21 protein-coding genes are annotated in these 26483 nt (G+C 31.5%); 15 read left to right on the forward strand and 6 right to left on the reverse strand.

The annotated features are described in order from the left end of the window. Positions 1-18: 18 nt before the first annotated feature. The 4 genes from menA to menD form a co-directional block, all read right to left on the reverse strand. Complete coding sequence (menA, locus tag VGE71_RS23055) at positions 19-981, reverse strand: 1,4-dihydroxy-2-naphthoate octaprenyltransferase (protein WP_331140428.1); 963 nt, start codon at positions 979-981, stop codon at positions 19-21. A gap of 110 nt (positions 982-1091) precedes the next feature. Then, a complete protein-coding gene (locus VGE71_RS23060; protein WP_012024845.1) occupies positions 1092-1925 on the reverse strand; it encodes a 1,4-dihydroxy-2-naphthoyl-CoA synthase in 834 nt (277 codons plus the stop codon). Positions 1926-2743: 818 nt separating this feature from the next. Continuing rightward, complete coding sequence (locus VGE71_RS23065) at positions 2744-3598, reverse strand: CvfB family protein (protein WP_331140429.1); 855 nt, start codon at positions 3596-3598, stop codon at positions 2744-2746. 149 nt (positions 3599-3747) lie between these two features. After that, positions 3748-5409 carry a 2-succinyl-5-enolpyruvyl-6-hydroxy-3-cyclohexene-1-carboxylic-acid synthase gene (gene menD, locus VGE71_RS23070; RefSeq protein WP_331140430.1) on the reverse strand — a complete coding sequence of 554 codons (1662 nt, stop codon included), beginning with the start codon at positions 5407-5409 and terminating at the stop codon, positions 3748-3750. Between the two features lie 176 nt (positions 5410-5585). Here menD and VGE71_RS23075 point away from each other — a divergent pair, with 176 nt between their 5' ends. Next, complete coding sequence (locus VGE71_RS23075; protein WP_331140431.1) at positions 5586-6761, forward strand: thioredoxin family protein; 1176 nt, start codon at positions 5586-5588, stop codon at positions 6759-6761. Positions 6762-6776: 15 nt separating this feature from the next. Then, positions 6777-7274 (forward strand): N-acetyltransferase family protein, encoded by a 498-nt coding sequence (locus VGE71_RS23080; RefSeq protein ID WP_331140432.1) that lies wholly within the window; start codon positions 6777-6779, stop codon positions 7272-7274. Between the two features lie 122 nt (positions 7275-7396). On the opposite strand, the gene VGE71_RS23085 is transcribed toward VGE71_RS23080, so the two are convergent. Then, entirely contained in the window at positions 7397-7975 is a 579-nt protein-coding gene (locus tag VGE71_RS23085; RefSeq protein ID WP_331140433.1) for a glutathione peroxidase, read from the reverse strand. Positions 7976-8920: 945 nt separating this feature from the next. On the opposite strand from VGE71_RS23085, the gene VGE71_RS23090 reads away from it, so the two are divergent. The 3 genes from VGE71_RS23090 (at position 8921) to VGE71_RS23100 (ending at position 11080) form a co-directional block, all read left to right on the forward strand. After that, positions 8921-9451, forward strand: a complete 531-nt coding sequence (locus VGE71_RS23090; protein WP_331140434.1) for a sigma-70 family RNA polymerase sigma factor — start codon at positions 8921-8923, stop codon at positions 9449-9451. Further along, positions 9451-10239, forward strand: coding sequence for an anti-sigma factor (locus VGE71_RS23095; RefSeq protein ID WP_331140435.1), 789 nt, complete (start codon positions 9451-9453; stop codon positions 10237-10239). The genes VGE71_RS23090 and VGE71_RS23095 overlap by 1 nt, the downstream gene beginning before the upstream one ends. A gap of 106 nt (positions 10240-10345) precedes the next feature. Beyond that, positions 10346-11080 (forward strand): DUF3667 domain-containing protein, encoded by a 735-nt coding sequence (locus VGE71_RS23100; protein ID WP_331140436.1) that lies wholly within the window; start codon positions 10346-10348, stop codon positions 11078-11080. 69 nt (positions 11081-11149) lie between these two features. Here the strand turns inward: VGE71_RS23100 and ccsA are convergent, their stop codons facing one another. Continuing rightward, on the reverse strand, positions 11150-14371 hold the full coding sequence (ccsA, locus tag VGE71_RS23105; RefSeq protein ID WP_331140437.1) for a cytochrome c biogenesis protein CcsA: 3222 nt from the start codon (positions 14369-14371) through the stop codon (positions 11150-11152). Positions 14372-14659: 288 nt separating this feature from the next. On the opposite strand from ccsA, the gene VGE71_RS23110 reads away from it, so the two are divergent. The 10 genes from VGE71_RS23110 (at position 14660) to VGE71_RS23155 (ending at position 26423) form a co-directional block, all read left to right on the forward strand. Next, a complete protein-coding gene (locus VGE71_RS23110) occupies positions 14660-15421 on the forward strand; it encodes a Rossmann-like and DUF2520 domain-containing protein (RefSeq protein ID WP_331140438.1) in 762 nt (253 codons plus the stop codon). Next, positions 15405-15932: a KdsC family phosphatase gene (locus VGE71_RS23115; protein ID WP_144212559.1), complete on the forward strand. Its 528-nt coding sequence runs from the start codon at positions 15405-15407 to the stop codon at positions 15930-15932. Before VGE71_RS23110 ends, VGE71_RS23115 begins: the two co-directional genes overlap by 17 nt. Before the next feature lie 128 nt (positions 15933-16060). Next, positions 16061-16948 (forward strand): geranylgeranylglycerol-phosphate geranylgeranyltransferase, encoded by an 888-nt coding sequence (locus VGE71_RS23120; RefSeq protein ID WP_414656186.1) that lies wholly within the window; start codon positions 16061-16063, stop codon positions 16946-16948. Next, complete coding sequence (locus VGE71_RS23125) at positions 16941-17525, forward strand: Maf-like protein (protein ID WP_331140440.1); 585 nt, start codon at positions 16941-16943, stop codon at positions 17523-17525. Before VGE71_RS23120 ends, VGE71_RS23125 begins: the two co-directional genes overlap by 8 nt. Positions 17526-17536: 11 nt before the next feature. Next, a complete protein-coding gene (locus tag VGE71_RS23130; RefSeq protein WP_331140441.1) occupies positions 17537-18067 on the forward strand; it encodes a mechanosensitive ion channel family protein in 531 nt (176 codons plus the stop codon). A 104-nt stretch (positions 18068-18171) separates the two neighbouring features. Beyond that, positions 18172-19272, forward strand: coding sequence for an AI-2E family transporter (locus VGE71_RS23135; RefSeq protein WP_331140442.1), 1101 nt, complete (start codon positions 18172-18174; stop codon positions 19270-19272). A 78-nt stretch (positions 19273-19350) separates the two neighbouring features. Further along, a complete protein-coding gene (locus VGE71_RS23140; protein ID WP_331140443.1) occupies positions 19351-21183 on the forward strand; it encodes a hypothetical protein in 1833 nt (610 codons plus the stop codon). Positions 21184-21371: 188 nt separating this feature from the next. Next, positions 21372-21881, forward strand: coding sequence for a hypothetical protein (locus VGE71_RS23145; protein ID WP_331140444.1), 510 nt, complete (start codon positions 21372-21374; stop codon positions 21879-21881). A gap of 216 nt (positions 21882-22097) precedes the next feature. Then, entirely contained in the window at positions 22098-23720 is a 1623-nt protein-coding gene (locus tag VGE71_RS23150) for a hypothetical protein (RefSeq protein WP_331140445.1), read from the forward strand. A gap of 171 nt (positions 23721-23891) precedes the next feature. Next, positions 23892-26423 carry a PIG-L family deacetylase gene (locus VGE71_RS23155; protein ID WP_331140446.1) on the forward strand — a complete coding sequence of 844 codons (2532 nt, stop codon included), beginning with the start codon at positions 23892-23894 and terminating at the stop codon, positions 26421-26423. Positions 26424-26483: the final 60 nt, after the last annotated feature.

The raw sequence follows: 26483 nt of genomic DNA on the forward strand, positions 1-26483 counted from the left end.
TTTAAAAGTTTAATAAAATTATCTACCTCCTAAAAACAGGTTTACAATGATATCTGAAATTAAAGAAATCATACAAACTGTCAATAATATAGAAAGTAAAAATGTACTTAAAGCCAGTTTTTTTAATTCTGGATCTAACAATTTAGGATCCTGATTCTTATAAACTGTGATTAAATGTTTAGTTAAAGGAATATAAGCCAATAAAAATAAGTACTGATCAAAATTGTAATCACTCAAAATGGCAAAAACAACTACCAAAACCATTGCAGTAATAATTAAAAAGAAATGGTAATTTTTAGCTTTTTGAGCACCCAGTTGTACTACAATTGTATTTTTGCCTGCTTTTTTATCCGATTCCTGATCGCGCATATTATTAAGATTCAAAACTCCAACGCTCAATAATCCGATTGAAACTGCTGGTAGAATTAATAGTGGATCTATTTCTTTTGCATATAAAAAGTTTACTCCCAATGTGCTAACCAATCCGAAGAAAATAAAAACGAATAAATCTCCAAATCCTTTGTATCCATAAGCTGAATTACCAACTGTATAACGAATAGCCGATACAATTGCAGCGATTCCTAGCAATAAGAAAAAGATGGAATAACCAAAATTATCTCTTCCAAATGCAAAATAGATTAATACAATAGCTGATAGTAAAGTCAATAATGAAGTAATGATTATTGCTTTTTTCATTGCTTGAGGTGTAATAACACCGCTCTGAATAGCACGTTGTGGTCCTACTCGATCTGCATTATCTGTACCTTTTACACCATCTCCGTAATCATTAGCAAAGTTTGATAAAACCTGTAAACCTAATGTTGTTAGCAATGCAAATCCAAAAACTTTCCAGCTAAATACTTCAGTTGGTGTATTGATCGTTTCTGTTGGATTTGATAAAGCATAAATACTTCCAACTATAATTCCGGAAACTGATAAAGGTAATGTGCGCAGTCTTGCGGCTTCAATCCAATGTTTCATTATTTATTATTTAAGATTTTATAATGTAGATTTTAGATTTATTTTTAATTCTGATTTTTAGATTGCTTGAATATCAAATCTAAAATCTAAAATCAGAAATCTACAATTTATTATGGTAACCACTTATTTTCACCGAAGTTTGGTTTTCTTTTTTCCAAGAAAGCGTTTCTTCCTTCTTTAGCTTCTTCGGTCATATACGCTAGACGAGTTGCTTCTCCTGCAAAAACTTGTTGTCCGACCATTCCGTCGTCTGTTAAGTTCATTGCAAATTTTAGCATTTTGATAGATGTTGGTGATTTTTGAAGAATTTCCTGTGCCCACTCATATGCAGTAGCTTCCAGTTCATCGTGAGGAATTACAGCATTTACCATTCCCATTTCAAAAGCTTCCTGAGCAGAATAATTTCTACCTAAAAAGAAAATTTCACGTGCTTTTTTCTGGCCAACCATTTTAGCCAAATATGCCGATCCGTAACCACCATCAAAACTTGTTACGTCTGCGTCTGTTTGTTTAAAGATAGCGTGTTCTTTACTGGCAAGTGTCATATCGCAAACTACATGCAAACTATGTCCACCACCAACAGCCCAACCAGGTACAACTGCGATAACTACTTTAGGCATAAAACGAATTAAACGTTGTACTTCCAAAATATTTAAACGGTGCTGACCGTCATCTCCAACATATCCTTGGTGTCCGCGTGCATTTTGATCTCCTCCACTGCAAAAAGAGTAAACTCCGTCTTTTGTTGAAGGTCCTTCAGCAGAAAGTAAAACTACTCCGATTGAAGTGTCTTCTTGTGCATCATAAAAAGCTTGGTATAATTCTGAAGTAGTTTTAGGACGGAATGCATTTCTAACATTTGGTCTGTTAAAGGCTATTCTCGCTACTCCATTGCATTTTTTATAGGTTATATCTTCAAATTCTCTGGCTGTAATCCAATCCATTTTGATTTTTTTATTTTAATAATTATAGTGTAAAAATAAGGCATTTTTACTATTTTACCTACTCAAATCGCCTTAAGTCTTTGTGAAATTGAGCTGCAATGTTAACAATTGGTATTTACTTACAAAAAATAACATATTTTAACATTACTTTAGAAAAATAATAATTAATTTTACACCCTAGAAATCAATGAGATACATTTTATTTCAAAGGTTTCAGATTGATTTTCTTTCACTGATTTATTAACCTAAAAAATGATTTTTTTGAGAAAATTTAAAAAATTTGTCGCTCATTTTTTTAGGGTTTTAAGTAACAAACCTGAATTAAAAGAGCAAATGATTTATGTGTTTGTCGAAACTTCAAAAAGAAAAAAGTAACACCTAAGGTTAAATGTTAGAATTGTATCTATAATTAGTATATGAATGATAACGAAAAGAGGAAAAAGTACTAATTCACACTTTCTAAAAGTTATTTATAAACCAATGGATTAGCCGTGAAATTCTTTTTTTGCTTTTAAGATAGGTACATCGATTATTTAAAAGACATACCCATCAATGGAATGATTTCTAAAATTCGTAAAGCTGTTATTCTGAGATGGATTCGAATTATTTTATTTCTGTTTTTTTTTAATTACAATTTTTTTTAAAACTAGAATAAAAAGCGAAAGGCTGCCTAAATAGGCAGCCTTTTGTGTTAAAAAAATTCCTGACGGAATAATTTTCAAATTTTTTAAATTCCAAATCCCAAATTATAGACTTCAACATTAATTGGAATTTGGAATTTATATATTGGAATTTCTAAGATTAGAATTTTAAAGCTTTTAATCTTTTACAAGATAAATTCCGTCATCCTTAATTTCGATTAGTTTTTCTTTATATAAAGAACCTATCGCTTTTTTGAATGACTTTTTACTCATCTTCAAAACGGTCTTAATATCTTCGGGATGTGAATTATCATTTAAACGAAGAAAACCTCTGCTGGCTCTTAATTCACTAAGAATTTTTTCGGCATTAGGTTCAATACTTTCAAATCCTTGCGCTTGAATAGCAACATCTATTTTGTTGTCAGGACGAATATTTTTAATAAAACCACGCATTCTGTCCCCCGTTCTAATTGAGTCGTCATAAACTTCGTCTTTGTATAAAAGACCTTTATGGCGTTCGTTGATGATCACATTAATTCCCATATCGGTAATATGAGAAACAATTAAATCAACTTCTTCTCCTTTTTCGACCGTTAATTGATCATTGCTTAAAAATTGGTTTGTTTTACTCGATGCAACTAAACGATTAGTTTGTTTATCCATGTATAAATAAACCAAATAACGCTTTCCTTTTTCCATTGGGCGTGCTTGTTCTTTAAACGGAACCAGAATATCTTTCTCCATTCCCCAATCCATAAAAGCACCAACGTTATTGATATAATTTACACGCAAAAGTGCAAATTCATTTAATAAAATATAAGGAACCAAAGTTGTAGCAACTGGTCTTTGTTCGTGATCTAAGTAAACAAAAACGATTAATTCTTCGCCAATTTCAAATTCTTTCGGCACATATTTATTGGGTAATAAAACATCGTGAACTCCTTCAGGATCATTTTCGGGATTTCCTAAAAACAAACCAACTTTGGTGTCACGTAATATAGTAAGAGTATTGTATTTTCCTATTTCTAGCATTTTCTTTGTATTCTAAGTTGATAAAACAACTAAGTTTTGAGGTGCAAAGGTACGAAGTTTGAAAATGTTAAATCAAAAATGTTTTGCATAAAATAAAAAGTGCCGTTAAACGACACTTTTTATATAGAATTCTCTATTATAAAAATCCCTTAATTCAAATTTTTAAAATATTGTTTTAGAATAACATCATTTTCTGTCGTTGGTGTAAAAATCTCTAAAATTGCAGGAGCATCATTTGTCTCATACAACGATTTTATACCTTTATCTAATGATTCTGAGTCATTTGCTGTGTAATAATTACATTGGTACATTTTTGCTAAATGTTCGGCCGTTAAATGATGGGAGGTTTCAAAATAAGTATTAAAAACTGGTTTTTCTTGATGTCCTGGCAGAATCCTGAAAATTCCTCCACCTCCATTATTAACTAATACTATTTTAAAATTCTTTGGAATATAAGAATTCCACAAAGCATTACTATCGTATAAAAAACTGATATCTCCCGTAATAAATACAGTTTGTTTTTTATTTCCAACTGAAGCCCCAATAGCTGTAGAAGTACTTCCGTCAATACCACTCGTCCCTCTATTGCAAAAAACTTCTATTGATTCGTCAATATCGATCAGTTGTGCATAACGAATTGCTGAACTATTACTAATTTGAAGCAAGCTGTCTTTAGGAAGTGATGCAATTACTTTTTCAAAAACTTTAAAATCTGAAAACCTAATCTCGTTTAAATATTCAGTTCGTTTTGCCAATCTCTTTTGGTAAACTGCATCAATATTTTTAAAATAATTGCTTTTTACAAAAGTTGTTTTTGAGAACAAATCTTTGAAAAAATAATTTGGCTGCATTTCAAAATGTTTGGTCAAAGCTCCAAAAGTATCATATGCACGTAATGTATCGATATGCCAATGTTGTTTTGGTTTATACTTTCTCAAAAAACCTTTTATTCTTTTAGAAACTACCATTCCGCCAAAAGTCACTAAAATTTCTGGATTAAATTCTTTAAAATCAGAATCATCAAAAGGTGTAATTAAAGTATCTATTGAATTGATAAAAGTTGAATGATGAAGATTTGAAGTCGTTTCAGTTAAAACTACAACAGAAGGATCTGAAGCTAAATTTTCTATCACTTCCTGATCAATTACATTAGATTCGTTAACTCCAACTAAGATTAATTTACGCTTCGCATTATTCCAAACTGAAACAATTTCGTCACTATTTTCAATTTCTTTTGAAAAAGTTTCAGGTTTCAGATTTGTGATTTTTGGTTGAACAGAAAGCTCTTCAGTGGTTTCATACAAAGGTTCTTCAAAAGGCGCATTGATATGAACAGGGCCTTTTTTAAGAATAGCTGTTTCAATAGCTAAATTGATTTTTAAATCATTTTCCTCTGAAGCTTCTTCGGTTAAATTAGCATTGAAAACAGAATGATTTAAGAAAACATTCTCCTGACGAATCGTCTGACCATCACCAATATCTATTTTGCTCTGAGGACGATCGGCAGAAATTACAATAAGCGGAATCTGACTGTAAAATGCTTCTGCTAAAGCTGGATAATAGTTTAATAAAGCAGATCCTGAAGTACAAACAATTGCGGCTGGCTGTTTAGTTTGCTGTGCAATTCCTAAAGCAAAAAAAGCGGCGCAACGCTCATCTGCAATGCTATAACACTTAAAATTCGGATTCTGAGCAAATCCTATCGTTAATGGCGCATTTCTAGATCCTGGAGAAATAATAATATTGTTAATGCCTTTGGCTGATAAAATTTCGATAATGCTTTGTGCAAGCGCTATTTTGGGGTAAATCATTACGGTCGTGTATTACTTTTTTAAGAAAATTTTCTACTTAGAATTTCCTCTATCTTGCATACAAAGTTACAAACTTCGCAGTTGATTTATGTTATAATTAGGAATATATTAAGGCTCTTTCCCGAAAAAGGAAATATATTTGTAAAATCGAATTATTAATAAAAGCCTGACTTAATATGCGTTTCTTATTTGTGCTCTTTTTAACTGTTACTTTTCAAAGTGTAATTGCTCAAAATAAATTTATTCCTGTTGATATTCCATACAAAACGGCGTTGGAAACTGCTAAAAAAGAAGGAAAACCACTCTTTGTAATGCTTTATGCCGATTGGTGCCCACATTGTAATTTGATGAAAAGCGAAGTTTTGAGCGATCCAACGGTTATCGATTTTTTAAATAAGAATTTTGTTTGTACTTATAAAGACATTGAAAAAGAAGAAGGAATTGCTTTAAAGAATAAATTCAGAACAAAATCACTTCCTACATTTTTATTTATTGATACTAACGAGACTTTGATTTATGCTTTAAAAGGAGAATGGAAAAAAGCTGATTTTCAAAATGAGCTTCGTTATGCTTTAAACCCTAAAATGCAATTGCCTTATTTAGAAAAGGAATTCTTAGCCGATCCAAGTAATTCAGATAAGTATTTCACTTATTTAAATACCCTTAAAAAAGGAAAAGATAGAACCGAATTATCTCCAGCAACTCACACCTATTTAAATACTCAATCTGATGCACAATTAATTAGCGAATTAAACTGGCGTGTTATTGCAAATGGTGTTACGGATATTAAATCGAGAGAATTTCAGTATGTTTTACAACATCAAAAAGAGTTTGCTGCCGTTGCTTCTCAAAGTAGAATTGACAAGAAAATTGAAAACATCGTAAATGAATTACTTCGTCCTTTGGTTGATAATTTAGACACCATCAATTACTATAAACAGAGAGAAATTGCAAAATCTATTCGTTTACAGAAAACAGACTCTCTAGTTTTTAAATATGATTTAACTTTGGCAGAAAGAATCGAAAAATGGGATTTTTATAAAAAAGTTACTTTAGAAGACACTCAAAAATTAGTTTGGAATGATGCTAGTTTTTTAAAAGATATTGGAAACACCTATTTCAAACATATTACTGATACCGAAAGTTTGAAAAAAGCGATTTTCTGGGTAAACCATTCTTTAGAATTAAATGATTCTTATGATGGGAATTTACTTGAAGCTAAACTTTATAATAAAATAAAAGATAAAAAGAAAGCTTTAGAATATGCTAAAGAAGCCAAAGCCGTTGCAAAAGAAATGGGCTGGGATGCTAAAGAAGCAGATATTCTTTTAGCTGAATTAAACAAAAAATAACCACAATAATTACCAATGAGCATCATTTTAAGACCTGCAACTGAAAACGATTTGCAAAAGATTTTAGAAATCGTAAATCACTCTATTTTACATACAACAGCCAATTACAGCTACGAAATTCAGACTCTAGAAGTACAGCAAAAATGGTTTGAGGATAAAAAAGCTAAAAATCTTCCGGTTGTTGTTGCCGATTTAGATGGCGAAGTCGTTGGTTTTGGAAGTTACGGACAATTCAGAGAAAAAATCGGTTATCAATATACGGTCGAACATTCTGTTTATGTCGTGGATAATATTATAGGAAAAGGAATTGGCTCTAAACTTTTAACTGAATTGATTCGTTTAGCAAAAAAACAAGGCTACCATGTTATGATTGGCGCAATCGATGCTGATAATGCAGGAAGTATTGCTTTTCACGAAAAATTCGGATTTGTAGCAACAGGAACCATTCGTGAAGTGGGTTACAAATTTGATGACTGGCTGGATTTGGTATTTATGCAACTTATTTTGGTTTAATCTTAAAACTTAAACGCAAAGACGCTAAGAATTACGCAAAGTTCGCAAACTTATAAAATACAAAACCCGACAGGTTTTAAAAATATGTCGGGTTTATTATAAATATTTATTTTTTTGTGTAATTAGCTTTTAATCCAATTAATTACTTCTGGATCTGTTGGTAAAGTTCTTGGTTTGATAACTTTTACTAATTCTCCTTTTTCATTAATTAAGTATTTTTGAAAATTCCACTCTACTTCAGAATCTTGCAAACCATTTTTAGATTTTTGAGTTAGGAATTTATATACTTCACACATATCATTCCCTTTTACTGAAACTTTGTTCATCATTGGAAAAGTCACACCATAATTCTGCTGACAAAAACTTTCGATTTCTTTCGCAGTTCCTGGTTCTTGAGAAGCAAAATTATTTGCTGGAAATCCAACAATTATGAAACCTTTATCTTTGTATTCTTTATAAATAGCTTCAAGATCTTTGTATTGTGGCGTTAAACCGCATTTTGAAGCGGTATTTACAATCATAATTTTTTTGCCTTTTAAAGATGCGAAATCAAAAGTATCTCCAGACAAATCTTCTACTTTAAACTGATAAATATTTTCTTTTACCATAATTTCTTTTTTTGGTTTAAGACTCGTTTGAGCCTGAACTTGCGATGCGATCATAAATAATGCGCTGCAAACTAAAATTGCTATGTTTTTCATCTGATAATTTTTTATAAAATTAGCTAAAATCCGTTTTATTAAAACTATTTTCTTTCTTTAAATTTTGCCAATCAAAAGTTAAATAAAAAATGAAGCCTAACGTTAATCAGACGTTAGGCTTCCCCCCATACAAACAAATCAAACCATGAATTAATTATTATGCAATCTTTTATTATAAAATAATATATGTTTTAAAATTATAGTTGATGACCCGGTTATATTGAATCTTTTTATTCCCCCAATGTCTCACGTACTTTCAAAATATTTTTAAATGGCTTGTATTGTATCTACCTGAATCTTCACATCATCGTTTCGACATAATAAAAAGTCTTCGATTTGGAAGTCCGGGTACATCAACTATACTATGTTTTATTTTTCACTTAGAGAACGTCACTACTTTTACTGCTTATAAAGTTTTATGAACACTACAACAAAAACTAGTAAACTGAATAATTCTACAAAATCCATAATCTTAAAAGTTTATTATTTATAATGAATTCGTCAATCTCCACTACATTTTCAATTGACTTATAACAGCTTCTTTTCTAAAGTCGTTCTTTGTAAAAACTGTCATTGCTAACACAGTGGTCAATCCAACGATCAATATTTTTATTATATGCTTGCTATCCATATTATTGTTTTTTAAGAACGACTTTATATTTTAAATCCAATGATTCCTATTTCTGGTTTATACATTAGGCTATTAATTCGGCATCGACTTAATTATGATCTTTTTCTTACCTCTTCTAAAATCATTTACGTAATTGGATTGTTTTTGGTTTTAAAAAAAAGTAAAAAAAATCATCTTTTTTTTGAAATCCCTTTATTTTCCTAGGTTTAGGACTACAAAAAAAAATAAAAAAAATCCAAAAAAAATAATTTACCTTTATAACAGTTACCACTAAATGTCTAAAATTTTATTTCCAAACTTAAAAATCCCAATCTATGAGTCAAGAAGAATTGTTAGTTTTAATTTATAAGAAAGACGAAAAAGCTTTTACGCACTTGTACGATATGTACTCTAAAAGTTTATTTTCTGTAATTCATGTTCTAATCAAAAATCGAGAAGAAGCAGAAGATGTGCTCCAAGATGTCTTCGTGAAAATCTGGAAAAACATCGATTCTTATAACGAAAGCAAAGGCCGATTTTACACCTGGATCCTTAATATTGCTCGTAATACATCGATTGACAAGCTTCGTTCTAAAAATTTTAATAACAGTCAAAAAAACCTTTCCTCAGATAATTTCGTAAATCTGTTAGATGACAGTAATAAATTGACCAATAAACTTGATGCAATCGGAATTCAGGAGTTTGTAAAAAAACTGAAACCAAAATGTATTGAAATTATCAATTTATTATTCTTTAAAGGATATACCCAGCAAGAAGCTTCAGAAGAATTGGCAATGCCACTGGGAACTATTAAAACACAAAACAGAAACTGTATTAACGATTTACGTAATTATTTAAAAATCTAATGGAAGCACAAGAATATATAGAATCAGGAATTCTGGAGTTATACGTTTATGGCTTATTAAGCGAAAAGGAAAACCTGGAAATAGCTGAACTGGCAAAAAAGAACCCTGAAGTAGATCAGGAAATTATCTCAATAGAAAAGGCTGTGATTGCTTTATCATCAAGCTTCTCTCCTTTCCACTCTGTAGAGAATTTCGAGAAAATTAAAGCTCGTCTGGAACTTAAACACGGTAAAGTAGTCGACATGAAACCAGCTTCAAATTGGTCTCAATATGTAGGCTGGGCAGCTGCAGTACTATTATTGCTAGGTCTAGGGTATCAAACTTTAGAATTGACAAAAACAAAAGAAGCTATTTCTACTGTTGGAAATGAAAAAAATAAAATCCAAAGAGAATATGCATTTTTAGATCAGCAGAATAAGGAAACTGAGGAAAATTTGAACATTGTAAGAGATATTAAAAATACTGGTGTTACCCTTGGCGGACAAGCCGTATCACCAACGTCTTTTGCAAAAGTGTATTGGAATCAGCAGACTAAAACAACTTATATCGATGCTGCTGGTTTGCCAACGCCACCAAAAGGAATGGTCTACCAAGTTTGGTCTTTAAAATTAAGTCCGGTTCTTACGCCAACAAGTATTGGTTTACTGGATAATTTTGAAGGAAATACACAGAAAATCTTTGCTGTGAGCCAAACAGATTCTGCTGAAGCTTTCGGAATCACTTTGGAACCAGCTGGTGGAAGTCCAACTCCAACAATGGAACAACTTTATACTTTAGGAAAAGTCTAAAAGCTAATCTTATAAAAATTGAAAACGCATATTTAATCTAATATGCGTTTTTTTATTATTTTTAATTGAAACAATTTCTAACTAACAACTTATAATTGAGCATCTAATGGAAGTAATGTGCAAAAATTGTCATCAGGTTTTTAGAGGTCATTATTGTAGTAATTGCGGTCAATCTGCTGAGACGCACAAAATAAATGCTCATTTTTTATGGCATGATATTCAACATGGTTTACTACATTTCGATAACGGAATTTTATATTCTTTAAAACAATTATTTACTCGGCCTGGACATTCTGTTCGGGAATTTATTGAAGGCAAAAGAGCCCGACATTTTAAACCACTATCTTTAGTTGTAGTTCTGGCAACGCTTTACGGTGTTTTGTATCACTATTTTCATATCAATTATTTTATAGAAAGTGATAGTGAAAGTTTAAATTATGAAAATGTAAATGAATGGATTGCTACTCATTTCTCTTGGGTCACAGTGGCTACAATTCCGTTATATACTATTGGTACTTATATTGTTTTCAAAAATCAAGGGTATAATTTTTTCGAATATTTTGTTTTAAATACATTTAAAGCTTCTCAACGCTTATTTGTTCAGATTTTGACATTTCCAATATTGTACGCTTTAAATGGCACGTTATACATGCCTAAATTTTCACTTGTAACTTATTTAATTGGATTGTTTTTAGTTTTTTGGACAAATGTTCAGTTCTTCAATAAAATGTCTAAAACAAAAGCAATAATATTATCACTAATAAGCCACGTCATCTTTTTATTTTGCTTTACAATTATTTTAATAGTGATACTTCTTATAACAGGAAATTATTCAAATTGATAATATGAAAATAAAAAGGTTCGACTTGTGTCGAACCTTTTTTATATGAATTAATAATTACCTGAATTATTACTTTTTCACTTTTTTAGTTTTATAATACTTATTGTACTTAGGATAAGTTATAGCTCCAATTAAAGTAATTGTTCCTAAACAATAATAAATCCAATTTAATGAATGTGCTTCTCCACTTGCGTACGAGTGTAAACCAACTAAGTGGAAGTTTACTCCGTAATACGTAAATAAAATAGATACAAATGCATACATAGTCATTAAATTAAAGAACCATTTTCCTCTTAAAGCTGGAACAAAACGTGCGTGAATTACAAACGCATAAACCATAATTGAGATTAAAGCCCAAGTTTCTTTTGGATCCCATCCCCAGTAACGTCCCCAGCTTTCGTTTGCCCATTGTCCTCCAAGGAAGTTACCAATTGTCAACATGATAAGACCAATTGTAACTGCCATTTCGTTAATGTAACTTACCTCTTTCAGATGTAAATCCATTTTGGCTTTGTTTTTATCATTCGTAAAGAAAATCAATAGTAATGCAACAAAACCTAAAATCATTCCTAAAGCAGTTGGACCATAGCTTCCTACAATTACTGCTACGTGAATCATTAACCAATAAGAATTTAAAACAGGTTGTAAATTCGCAATTTCTGGATCGATCCAGTTTAGGTACGCCGCCATCAAAATCATTGCTGTAACAAATGCTGACGAAGCAACTGTTAGTTTTGATTTTCTATCAAAAGCCAATCCGAAGAACATGGTTGACCATGCTACATAAACGATAGATTCATAAGCATTACTCCAAGGTGCGTGACCAGAAATATACCAGCGAGCTATTAATCCTATTGTGTGAACAACAAACAACAATCCTACAAAAATATGGAATCCATTTACAACATAACGAAGCCATTTTTTCTCAAAAAAGATATTGATCATTGTAAACATCAACATAAAAATCGAAACTGTCATATACCAATAAGGCAAAACCTTGAAAACATCATACTTATTATATGCAATTTCTGCATCAATTTTTTGTTCACTTGGTCTTACTTTAGCTCCAAACTTCTTTTGGAAACCATTAATACTTTCTACTAAATTATCGGCTGTATCAAAGTTTTTCGCGATAGAACCATTATTTAAAGCACTAAAGTATAATGGTAAAATTTGTTTCACATAAGTAGAATCCATTCCTTTAAAACCTGCACCTTCTCGTTCTAAATAAGAAACCCATTTATGATTAGGATCGTTTGGAACAGGAAATATTTTTAAAATACTTCCACTTAATGCCGATTCCATTAAGTTTACTTTTTTATCTGTTTCAATAAAATCTTTTTCAAAACTATTTGGATTTCCTGCTTTATAAGCGGCATCTAAATAAGGAGATAGTTTATAATTTCCTTGCTCATCAAAGAATTTTACAAATGGAGCAAATTTATCTTTAGAATCGATTCCGATAATTTTACGAATACTATCATTTTTAGTATTAATATAAATTATTGGAACTTGAATCCAAACCTGAGCATATTGTGTCATCGATAAGAAAACCTGATCAGAATTCATTCCGTTATAATTATCATCATGACTTACTTTACGAAGTAATTCAGATGAAAAAGTGTTAATCGGTTTCATTCTTCCACCAGCATCCTGAATAATCAAACGACCAAATTTTGCTGCGTGTGCTTCTGGAGCTTTATAAATATTTAATAAAGAATCTAATTGTTTTTTGCTTGGTGGAGCTGTAACGTGATTTGCATGATCGTTTGGATCTGCTGAATGCGCGTGATCATGTTCGTGGTCGTGTGAATGTACATGAGGTGTTTGTTGTGCAAAGCCATTTAAACCAATCAATAAAACTAAAATTGTAATTAGTTTTTCTTTTTTCTTTTGAATAGCTTCTAATTTCTTTTTCAAGTCACCAAAACGAGAATGTTTTGTAAACATAATAGCCATTAAACCAATGTATAAAAGGAAATATCCTAAATAAGTAATGTTTGTTCCCCAGAAATCGTGGTTTACAGAAAGTACGGTTCCTTTTTCGTCTGGATCAAATGAAGATTGGAAGAAACGGTATCCTTTATAGTCTAAAACGTGATTCATAAAGATATCAGCATCAAAAGTTTCTGTAGAATCCTGAACAGTTACTTTACTTTTAAATGCAGAATAACTTTTTTCTGTTCCTGGATATTTGTCAGCAATAAAGTCATTTAATTTTACTTTGAAAGGCAAAATATAAGCTTTACTTCCGAAGAATAAAGAATATTCAATATTTCCAATTTTAACCGTTTTAGCTTCTCCAACTTGTCCTTTAGAACCAAAAAGCATTACTTCTTTTTCCTGTCCTTCCGCTTTAACTTTAACAACCAAAGCATCTGTATGAGATTTAGCCTTATAATCATTATTTGATTCATATTCTACTTTTCCTTTCATTGCAGGATCTGGGAATACAATTCTAATATCACCAATACTGTATAATGAACGCATCATTAAGGGCTGTACATCGTCTTTTGTGACTTTACCTTTCATTTGATCCGCCATTCTCATAAATTCTCCTTCAAAAGGAGTTTGAATCGTATATTTTTCGCCAGTCGTATTAATATTAATAGCGCCATCAGTTGGTTTATTCAAAGCAAATAAAACATTGTGAATGTTCTGAACTTCACCTTCTTTAAGATAATGTTCTTCACGACCGCCAGCACCAGCTTCAACTAATTTAAGGTATAAAGTTCCATTTGGATCTTCTTTAACGACCTCTTTCGCTCCCATTATATAATTAGAATACGAAACCTCAAATGGAGTCTGGTCAAATTTTCCGCTAAGAGAAAAATCATTATTAGTTGCAGGAGAAAGCAAAAGACTTTTGTCAAAAACTCTTCTTTTCATTTCTCCTTTATATTCACCGTCAACAAAAACGGTTAAAAAAGTTTTGTCTGAATATACCTGATTTTCTGCCGCTCCTTCACGAATTGGCATCATTCCTTCATAACTAATATATCGAGTAATAAAAGCTCCTACAATGATAAAAATAAAGGCTAAGTGAAGTAACAAAGTTGCCCATTTTTCTTTTTTAAGTAGTTGATAACGCTTGATGTTTCCAAAGAAATTGATCACAAAAACAAGCATTATAGCTTCAAACCACCAAGTATTATAAATTAAAATTCTGGCTGTGTCGGTATTGTATTTACTTTCGATAAAAGTTCCAATACCCATTGCTAGTGCAAATGTTAAAAAAAGAACGGCCATTAATCGTGTAGAAAACAAAAAAGAGAATATTTTTTTATCCATTTCTTAGGAATTACATTGTATAAAAGTGCGACAAAAATACTTAAAAATGTTGATTAGCAGGCTCAGCCTTTTGTTAATAAAAACCAAAAATCAGGACTATTTTTTAAACAAATTGATAATGAAGAAAGTTTAAACTTACAAAATAAATGAGTTTTTAATAAACAATGATATTGATCAAGAAAGTGTTATAAATGAAACAAAAAATGAGAACCATAAAAAATTCAGAAAACCATTATGAATAGTTTTGTATTCACTTTTCATTAAAAAAATAATACTAATTTTGCTCTTATGATTCAAATAACAATAATCGGTTCCGGCAATGTTGCACAGCACTTGATAAAAGCTTTCAGCAAAAGTAAAACAGTAGAAATTAAACAGGTTTTTTCGCGAAAGAAAGAAACAGTTCAGCATTTAATTGATTTTGAAAAAATTGTAACTGAGTATAACGAAATACAGACAGCAGATCTTCATATCATTGCAGTTTCAGATAATGCTATTGCAGGAGTTTCAGAACAATTACCTTTTAATAATCAACTTGTGGTTCATACTTCAGGAACATCTTCTATTGAACTTCTAAATGGCAAAAATCGTCGTGGTGTGTTTTATCCACTTCAAACTTTTTCTAAGAGTAAAAGCCTAGATTTTTCTGTAATTCCTTTTTGCCTGGAAGCCGAAAACACAGCCGATTTTAAACTTTTAGAAACGGTTGCTAAAAGTGTTTCAACTGCCGTTTATTCTATTAGTTCAGAACAACGAAAAGCACTTCATGTTGCGGCTGTTTTTGTGAGTAATTTTACTAATCATCTTTATCATTTAGGTCAGGAAATTTGTGAAGAAAATCAACTTCCATTTGCCATTTTAAGGCCTTTGATTCAGGAAACCGCAGATAAAATAAATACACTTGATCCTGTTGATGCACAAACAGGACCTGCCATTCGTCACGATTCTAATACAACCGATGCGCATTTGGCATTTTTACAAGACAAAAACAAAAAAAATATCTATAAAATCTTAACACAATCTATACAAGATAATGGCAAAAAGTTATAAAGAAATAATGAATGACATCACAACGTTTGTTTTTGATGTAGACGGCGTACTAACAGACAGTTCTGTTTTTGTAACCAATGAAGGCGAAATGTTAAGAACAATGAATATTCGTGATGGTTATGCTCTTAAAGCAGCAATTGAAAGCGGTTACAACGTTTGTATTATTTCTGGTGGAAGCAACGAAGGAGTTCGAATTCGTCTTAATAATTTAGGCGTTAAAGACATTCATTTAGGAACTCCAGACAAAGTAAAAACTTTTAAAGAATACACTGAAAAGCATAATATAAAACACGAAAATGTGTTATACATGGGAGATGATATTCCAGATTTTCATGTAATGAAATTAGTAGGTCTTCCAACATGCCCACAAGATTCTACTCCAGAAATTAAAAATATTTGTCGTTACATTTCGCACGTAAAAGGTGGTCGCGGTGCCGCAAGAGATGTTATCGAACAAGTAATGAAGGTGCAAGGAAAATGGATGGAATATTTTAACGGACAACACGATTAAGTTTTCAGTCTCAGTGGCAGTGACAGTCACAGTCGCAGTACTTAGTTAGATAAAAACCTTTGTTCCTCTGAACCTTTGTAGCTCTTAAAATGAAATATCTTAAACTTATTCGATATAAAAATTTATTAATGCTTGCATTTATGCAGCTTCTTTTTCGTTATGCTTTTCTAAAACAGCAAAACATTCCTTTAGCTTTGTCTGATTGGCAATATCTCTTGTTAGTTTTAAGTACAGTTTTACTGGCAGCAGCAGGTTATGTTATTAATAATATTAATGATGTAGCAACCGACAGTATAAACAAACCACAAGATGTTGTTGTTGGTAAAGGAATAACAGAAACAGCAGCTTATAATATTTATATCGCTTTGAATATTTCGGGAGTCGCAATAGGTTTTATTTTATCTAATATTATTTTAAAGCCAAGCTTTGCTTCGGTTTTTATTTTAATTGCTTCTCTCCTATATTTTTACGCTACTTCCTTAAAGCAAATTATGATTTTGGGAAATTTTGTTGTAGCGTTACTTCTAGCTGTAAGCGTTTTAATTATCGGGGTTTTCGATTTGTTTCCTGTAACTACTGTCGAAAATAAGGCTCAAATGGCGAGTCTTTTTTCAATTTTAGTTGACTATGCCCTATTTGCTTTTATGATTAATTTTATTCGTGAAATAGTTAAAGATATCGAAGATGTAAACGGCGATTACAATCAAGGAATGAATACTTTACCAATTGCCATTGGAATTAATAGAGCTGCTAAAATTGCTTTAGGATTTGCTATAATTCCATTTATTTTATCAGCTTTATATGTTAATACTTATTTTATGAAAAATAAGCTTTACATAGCTGTCTTTTATGCTTCTGCAACTGTTTTGGCACCTCTTTTATACTTCATTGTGAAGATATTCGACGCTAAATCACAAAAAGATTTTAATCATTTGAGTACCATTTTAAAATTAATTTTATTCTTCGGAATTTTATCTATTCTGGTGATCTCCTTAAATATCAAATACAATGCTTAAAGAAAAACTAAAAAAATATAAAATTATCCTCGCTTCTGGTTCACCAAGAAGACAACAGTTTTTTAAGGATTTAGATCTTGATTTTGAAATTCGTCTAAAAGATGTGGAAGAAATTTATCCACCAGAATTAAAAGCCGTAGAAATTACAGATTTCCTTGCTGAACTAAAAGCCAATGCGTTTGAAGGAGAATTAAAAGAAAATGAAATTCTTGTTACAAGTGATACAATAGTTTGGCATCAAAACAAAGCTTTAGGAAAACCAAAAAGTGCAGAAGAAGCTTTTTCGATGATTAAATCAATGTCTAATACCACTCACGAAGTTATTACTTCAGTTTGTTTTAAAACTGCAAAATCTTCTACTCTATTGCATGACATTACGAAAGTAACTTTCAACGATTTATCAGACGAAGCTATTTTATATTACATCGAAAACTATAAACCGTACGACAAAGCTGGCGCTTATGGCATTCAGGAATGGTTTGGTTTTATGGCAGTTGCAAAAGTTGAGGGTTCTTATACCAATGTTATGGGACTTCCGACAGCCAAAGTCTACGATTTTTTGACTACATTAGTGTAAAAAATTAATTTATGTTTTCTTTTAAAGAGTATAGCCGCGAGATAATCGCTACAATTGTCCTTATTGCAATTTTGATTGTTTTACGAATGATAATAGCAAAATTGGTAAAACAATTTGCAGCAACAAGCCAATTATTTGAACACAGAACCAATTTGGTAATAAAGTACATCAATATTTTGATGAATATATTGGTGACGACAACCCTAATTTTGATTTGGGGAGTTAAGACTGATGATATTTTTGTTACGGTTTCTTCTATTGCTACAGTTATTGGAGTTGCCATGTTTGCACAATGGTCCATTTTGAGCAATATTACCGCGGGGATGGTTTTATTTTTCTCTTTTCCTTTTAGAATTGGTGATACTATTAAGATTCATGATAAAGATTTTCCTATTGAAGCTGAAATTGAAGACATTAATACTTTTCATGTAAGCTTAAAAACCAAAGAGGGCGAAAAAATAGTTTTTCCGAACAATTTATTACTGCAAAAAGGAATTTCAATAATTCCTGCGAAATACGAAGAAAGAGAGTTTTTTGACTAAAATCTGAATGGGAATTTTATAACGGGCAGAAAAAAAGCTAGAACAGAAAAAGACAAATAAAGTATAATATTTGTTTCATAAATCTAGCTAAAACCTTATAAAAAATGACTCGTCCCGTAACTTTACCTTTTTACGCAAAACTCGCATTTATTCTTGTTACTTTAATTTGTTTTGCTTTCATATTTTGTACTGGAAAAGATATTTTAACACCAGTTTTAATGGCATTTTTATTTGCCGTTTTATTATTACCCATGTTTACTTTTTTAAACACAAGAGTAAAAATACCAAGACATTTGTCTGCTATAATTTGTCTTTTAATTTTTCTCTCGTTTATAATCGGAATCCTGATTTTTATTTCCTATCAGGTTACTTATATGGCCAATGATTTTGATACAATAAAGAAAAATGCAAATTCTTTTATTGTTGAAATTCATAAATTTATACAAGACAATTTCCAGGTCAGTATTGGCGATCAGAAAAAATATCTGGATTCAATGACGAAAGATTCAGTCAAAACGGGTCAGGCAAAATTAGGTTCTTTTATTATATCAATAAGCGATGTTCTTTTAGACAGTATGATTATAATTGTTTATACATTTTTGTTTTTAATTTATAAAGAACATTTTAAACTGTTTTTGGCAAAATTAATCAAGAAGGAAAATCATCCCGTGTTGATGGATATTTTATCGCAAGTTAAAGTTTCAATAAACAATTACATTGTGAGTTTGATTATCGAAATGATTGTTGTTTCTGTGCTAACAGGCTTAGGCTTGTGGATTATTGGAATTAAATATTTTATTTTATTAGGATTGATTACAGGAATCTTAAACTTAATACCTTATATCGGAATCACAATTGCCGGAATTATTACTGTTCTGGCATCTTTAACTGGATCTGCAGAAATGTCAATCATTTTAGGAATATTGATTGTAAACATTATTGTCCAGTTTATAGATAATAATTTACTTGTACCTTTAATCATTAATTCTAAAGTAGAAATTAATGCTTTTGTTTCTATTATGGGAATTATAATCGGTGGAGCTGCAGCAGGAATTTCAGGAATGTTTTTGGCGATTCCGCTTTTAGCAATTTTGAAAATCATTTTTGACCGAATTGACTCTCTCTCTCCTTGGGGCTATTTAATGGGCAATCATGTTCCAAGAAAATTTGCCTGGAGAAAAAGAAAAGTTGCAGCAGAAAATTAAAAAGAGCGTTATTTTCTAAAACCTCATGTTTAATCCTTATATTCATAAACAATAAAATTATTAGACGAAAACTACCGAATGTTATTAAACAAAAAAATACTGTTTTTCATTTTACTTTGCTTTTGTTTACAAGGCTTATACGGTCAGGTAGATAACACAAAAAAAGAACCTAAATCCAAAAAAGACAGTACAGAAATCTATAATAAGATTCGTAATTATTCTAAAAAGAATAAGTTTACTCAGACCATGCACAAATTGTTTTTCAGGTCAAAAAAAACAAAGAAAAAACAAGAATTACTAGTGCCAATTGATTCTACTCATTACGATGGAAAAATTATTCGTAATATAAATATTATCACTTTAGATCCTTTTGGGCACTCTGTTGCTGATACTACACAGGTGCCCAAAAATTGGGGAGAAAGAATGGGAAACAGACTTCATTTGAAAACCAAAAAAATTGCGATAAAAAACTTGTTGCTCTTTAAGAAAAACACTCCTTATGACACCTATAAAGTTCTAGAGACAGAACGTTTAATTCGTGCACAACGCTATGTTACTGCTGTTAGAATATCTAATCAATCTGTCGGCTCAGCAAGAGATTCTGTAGATATTACCATTCGAGTTTTGGATTCTTGGAGTACAATTCCGAGATTTTCTATTTCGAGTAATCAGGTTTCTCTTGGTTTTAAGGAAAAAGATTTTTTTGGTTCTGGACAACAATTAGAATATCGTTTTACTAATCGTTTTGATGATGGCCGAAACGGTAATGAAGCTACTTATACGGTACCAAATATTAAAAACACTTACATCGGTACAGTTCTCCATTATAAAATGGATTTAGATAATAATTATATAAAAAGTATTGATGTAGAGCGCGACTTCTACTCTCCTCTAACAAAATGGGCTGGAGGTGTTTATGTAGATGAATATTTTAGAAAAGATACACTGCGCGCACCAGATTTTTCATATGATTATCAACCTGTTAAATATACTTCTCAAGACGTTTGGGCTGGTCGCGCTTTTAAAGTTTTTGAAGATGAACATGAAGCTATAACTAATCTGGTTACAACAGCTAGATTTTTGAATGTAAACTATACCGAATCTCCAACTGCACTTTACGATCCGGATCATTTTTATTCTGATGAAAAATTAATTCTTAGTGGTATCGGACTCAATACACGAAAATTTATTAAAGACAGTTATATCTTCCGAAATGGTCAAACGGAAGACGTTCCAATAGGTCGTATTTATGGTGTTACATTTGGTTATCAATATAAAAATACATTTTGGAGACCTTATGTTGGTGCGCAATTTTCTTTTGGAAATTATTACAGACTTGGTTTTCTAAGTATGAATTTTGAAGCGGGAACTTATTTTCATCAATCTAAAACCTATAGAACGGCATTATTGTTTGAATCTAATTATTTTACAAAACTATACAGTATTGGAAATTGGAAATTAAGACAATTCGTAAATCCTAAACTGGTTATTGGAATCAATCGTGACGATGTTATTGGAGATCAATTAAACATAAACGGACTAAATGGTTTGGCCGGTGTCAACTCAGCGTTATACGGAACCAGTAAGGCTGTTTTATCACTTCAGACACAAACTTATTCTCCGCATGCTTTATGGGGTTTTCGTTTAAATCCTTTTTTTAATTATTCAATTGCAGTTTTAGGAAGTCCTGAAGTTGCGATGACCAAAAGCAAACCCTACTCTAAAATTACATTGGGACTACTTGTAAGTAATGATTATCTTGTTTTCAGTTCCTTTCAGCTTTCTATTTCTTATTACGCTAGTATTCCTTATCAGGGCGACAATGTATTTAAAACAAATACTTTTGAAACTACAGATTACGGACTGCAAAGTTTCGAACTGGCGAAACCAAGAATTGTGGATTATAAATAATTTTTTTTCTTTTTTTTGAAAAAAATCAATCTTAGCAAAATACATTTAAAATCAACATTTTACACATTAAACAAAACTAAAAACAATTCGACGAAATGCATTTTTTACTCGACAAAATACATCTTCATTTTTTTTGGCACAGTATATGAATATCCCTAAACAAGAATAACATTAAAAAAATGAAAAAGATGAAAACGATAAAATTAGCAATCGCCGGATTATTTCTAATGGTTGCAAACGCCACGCAAGCCCAAGTATCGATTAACGTCAATATAGGAACTCCACCAGCTTGGGGACCTGCAGGATATAGTGAAATGGAATATTATTATCTTCCTGATATTGAAGCCTACTACGATGTACGTGCTGCACAATTTATCTATTATGGAAGAGGTAAATGGGTAAGAACAACATACTTACCAAGACAATATAGAAACTATGATTTGTATGGAGGTTACAAAGTTGTTTTGACAGACTATCATGGTAGAACACCTTATACTTACTTTGATCGCCATAGAGTAAAATACTATAAAGGATACCACGGAGCGCCTCAAAGACCATATAAACCAAGACCGGTTTATGGATATAATGATCGTAGAGATTACAAACGTTATGACAAACATGATAAACACCATGATAAACATGACAGACACGATGATCACCGTCATGACGACCGCGATCACGGACGTGGTAGAAGATAAATGCTAAATATTTAATTTTCAATACAAAGAGAGTATCAATAAAATGGTACTCTCTTTTTTTTGCATTTTTCATTTTGAAATTTTTCTCAAAAATTGTAACTTCAACATAAATGTCTATTAAACAAGTGTTTAAACTAAGCTATTTTAAAAATTAACCTTTGTTTAATGTGATATTGATATATATTTGCACAAATTTCAAACTCAAATCTCAATCCTATGAAAAAGAATGTTTATTTGATTTCATTTTTAACGATGTCACTATTAATAGGATGTGACAACAATGACGACAACAGAAACAACCAATCGTCAGATGCCATTACCATTACTTCAGATCAAGATGCTTTAAACAAAAGACTTGATTATACAAATTCTGGAGTAATTTCAGTCGAAAACGCTTCTCAAACTGGTAAAACCGGAGAAAGCACAGTAACGAACTTTCCACTTGTTCAAATTGCAGAAGTAAAACCTCCAGTTGATGCTAATGGAAGAACCTTACAAGCAAGCCACGTTACAGTAAACGGAAACTATGCCTACGTATCTTATATCACTAGAGGTGATGTATATTCTGGAGCAGTTGATGTTATTGATGTTACAGACCCTTACAAACCAAAATTGGTTACTTCGGCTTTGATTCCGAATACAGATATTACTTCTATCACTTATGCTAATGGAAACTTACTCTTAGGAGCAGCAAAAGATGTTGATAAAGATCCTTTGTTAAAAAATAATCCTGCTGTAGCTTACATTATGCCTTTAAGTTCTGGTCTTCTTACAGATAAAACAACTGCTAATTACTTAGAAAGCAGAGTTACAACAGATGTTGCTGCTAATACTTCTGACTATTTTGCTGTAACTGGAGATAACGGAAGTTTATTTAAAATTAATGCTTCAACAAAAGCAGTAACAGCTAAAGCTGCAATGGCAGATTTACGTTCTATTGCCTTAATTTCTGATAAAGTTGTTACTTTAAGTGGAACAAAAGGAGTTAATGTTTACAATCTTTCTACTCTTGCTTTACAAAAAAGTTTTGCAACTTCAGTAGATGTGAGCGGAGCAAAAAGAACAATGGATATTGACGGAACAAAACTTTTAGTTTCTGAAGGTCCAAACGGTCTTGGAGTTTATGACATTAACAGCGGTGCGAAATTACAAACTATTGCTATCCCAACTGCTGCAGAAGATAATGTGACTAATGCGGTTTCTGTTAATGATGGTTACGCATTTCTTGCAAATGGTGCTTTAGGATTAAATGTTTACCAATCTGGAACTCAACTTAGTTTATTAGGATCTGTTGGAATTGCAGGTTCATCAAACTACGTTAAATCAAGTGGAAACTATATTTATGTAGCAAGTGGAACAGGTGGTTTGAAAATCATTAAAATGGAAAAACCAAGTACCACATTTGCAAGTTGTTCTTCTTATGGTTTGTATAACCAAGGAAAAGATTTGATCCTGAATTCAAATGATATTAAATCTTACCAAGGAGCAACAGCAATTAATTCTGCAATCGTGAATTCTGGAGCTGTTTTAACTCATTGTGGTTCTATCGCAGTTTTAAGTAATTTAACTTTAAACAGTGGCGGTATATTTAATATGAGAGGAAGTTTATCTCAAGGTAAATTCCTTCAAACAAATCCAACAGTACTTACCATCAACAGTAATGCAAAATTGGTTGTTGAAGGTTCAGTTGTAATCTGGGGAGATTTGTTATTAAACAGCGGTGCTAAAATTGAATTCGTTGGTAGCACTTCTTCAATTACAATCTACGGAAAAGTTACAAAAGGAAGTGGTGTAACTATTACTGGAAATTATACTGATACAGAAAACAAATTGAAATAAGATTTCAAAGTTAAAACATGAAAAAGCCGTTAGAATATTTCTAACGGCTTTTTTTATACATTCCTTTCTGTTTTAAGGTACAATTATTGTGCGTTAACATTTCATTTAAATAATCTTCCATAAAATAATTAGTATTTTTGGAACAATTCTAAAAAACATCTAACTCTTACCATGCGAAAAATACAGGTTCACATCTTTCTTTTGTTTTTTTTAGGTTTTCAGATTTCGTTTGCACAACAGCCACAAAAACCAAATTCAGTTGAAATATATAATCAAATCAAAAAATTAAACTTTTTAGGTTCCGTATTATATATTGCTGCCCATCCTGATGATGAAAATACTAGAATGATTTCCTATCTCGCTAATGATATGAATGCCAGAACTGGTTATTTGTCTCTAACCCGAGGTGATGGAGGACAAAATTTGATTGGATCACAACTGCGTGAATTGTTAGGAGTTATTAGAACTCAGGAATTAATTGAAGCTCGAAAAATAGATGGCGGAGAACAGTTTTTCTCACGCGCAAATGATTTTGGTTTTTCAAAAAATCCAGATGAGACTTTAGATATTTGGGATAAAAATAAAGTTCTCGCGGATGTAGTTTGGACTATCAGAAAATTTCAGCCAGATATTATCATCAATAGATTTGATCATCGTTCTCCAGGAACTACTCACGGACATCATACATCATCAGCAATGCTAAGTGTTGAAAGTTTCAAATTGACTAATGATCCTAAAGTTTATCCTGAACAATTAAAATATGTAACTCCTTGGCAGGTAAAAAGACAGTTTTTTAATCCGTCATGGTGGTTTTACGGAAGTCAGGAAAAATTTGATGCAGCCAATAAATCCAAATTCACAAAGTTAGAAACAGGGGTTTATTATACCGGAATTGGAAAATCTAATCAGGAAATTGCTGCTTTGAGCCGAAGCCGTCATCAATCGCAAGGTTTTGGAAGTACGGGAGTTCGTGGTGATGAAACAGAATATCTGGAACTTATTAATGGGGAAACTCCTAAAGAAAAAGATAATCTGTTTGATGGAATTGATACCAGTTGGAACCGTGTAAAAAACGGAAAACCAATTGGAGATTTGATTTCTTCAATTATTTCAAAATATAATTTTAGTAATCCATCTGCTAGTATTCCCGATTTAGTTAAAGCTTATACGATGATTGAAGCTTTAGAAGATACGCATTGGAAAACTCTTAAATCGGCAGCAATAAAAAATATTATTGCTTCTTGTTCTGGTTTGTATTTAGAAGCAGTTTCAAATGAACAGGAAGCAACTCCCGGAAGTACTATTAAACTAACTCTTGAAGCAATCAACAGATGTTCTGTAGATATGGAATTAGTGAGCATTACTACTTTGCCAGACAATAAAACTACAGCTCAAAATAGTATTTTAAAAAATAATAATGATCAAAAGATCAATCTTCAGTTACAACTTCCAGCGGATATCGAATATACGCAACCTTATTGGTTAAAAGAAAAAGCAACTGTCGGAATGTATACTGTTTCTAATCAGGAAAATATTGGTATTCCAGATATCATAAGAGATACCAAAGTTGTTTTCAATGTAAAAATAAACGGTGTTGAAATTCCGTTTGAACGAACTGTAGTATACAAATACAATGATGGCGTAAAAGGCGAAATGTATAATTTTCTTGATATTGTGCCAGAAGTAACGACTTCGGTTTTAGAAAGAGTTTTGATTTTTAGAGATACTAAAAGCAAAATGGTTCCTGTAAAAGTTCGCGCCGGAAAAGACGGTGTAAAAGGAAATTTAGAATTAGAATTACCAAAAAGTTGGAGCGTTTCTCCAAAAGAAATTTCGTTTACCTTAGACAAAAAAGGAAACGAGCAGATCTTTTACTTTGAAGTAACACCTCCTGTTAATCCAGAAGAAGTGATTGCAAAAAGCGTTGCTATTGTTGATGGTAAACGTTTTGATAAAGATCAGACTATTATTGATTTCAGTCATATTACCAAACAAATGGTTTTGAAACCTGCAGAATCGAAATGTATTCGAATTGATTTAAAAACTTCTGGTGATGCCATTGCTTACATTATGGGTGCTGGTGACGAAGTTCCAGAAAGCTTGAAACAAATGGGATATAAAGTTTCTATTTTAAAACCAGAAGAAATTACACCAGAAAGATTAGATTCTTTTAGTGCCGTTATTACTGGAATTCGCGCTTACAATACCGTAAATGCTTTAGCCAACAAACAAAGTATTTTGTTCAATTTTGTGAAAAGCGGTAAAAATATGATTGTTCAGTATAACACAAACGGTAAATTGGTAACAGATAAAATTGCGCCTTATCCATTGAAATTATCAAATGATCGTGTAACTGAGGAAAATGCTAAAATAACATTTTTAGCGCCCAATCATCCTGTTCTAAATACACCAAATAAAATTAGTGCGAAAGATTTTGAAGGCTGGACACAAGAGCAAGGTTTATATTATCCAAACGATTATGATCCTGCCTTCACTCCTATTATTTCTTCACATGATAAAGGAGAATCGGCTAAAGATGGTGCTTTATTAGTCGCTCCATACGGAAAAGGATACTATATTTACACTGGTTTAAGTTTCTTTAGAGAATTACCAGAAGGAGTTTCTGGTGCTTACAGATTGTTATCGAATATTATTTCGTTGAAACAACCGCTTGAAGCGCCTAAACAAGATATAAAGCAATAAAACATGGAAGCTAAAAAACAAAAAAAATGGAAAAAAAGCTATACCTACGTATTGGTCGCT

Origin of the sequence: Flavobacterium sp. (genome assembly GCF_036405015.1) — a bacterium.
Taxonomy (GTDB): Bacteria; Bacteroidota; Bacteroidia; order Flavobacteriales; family Flavobacteriaceae; genus Flavobacterium.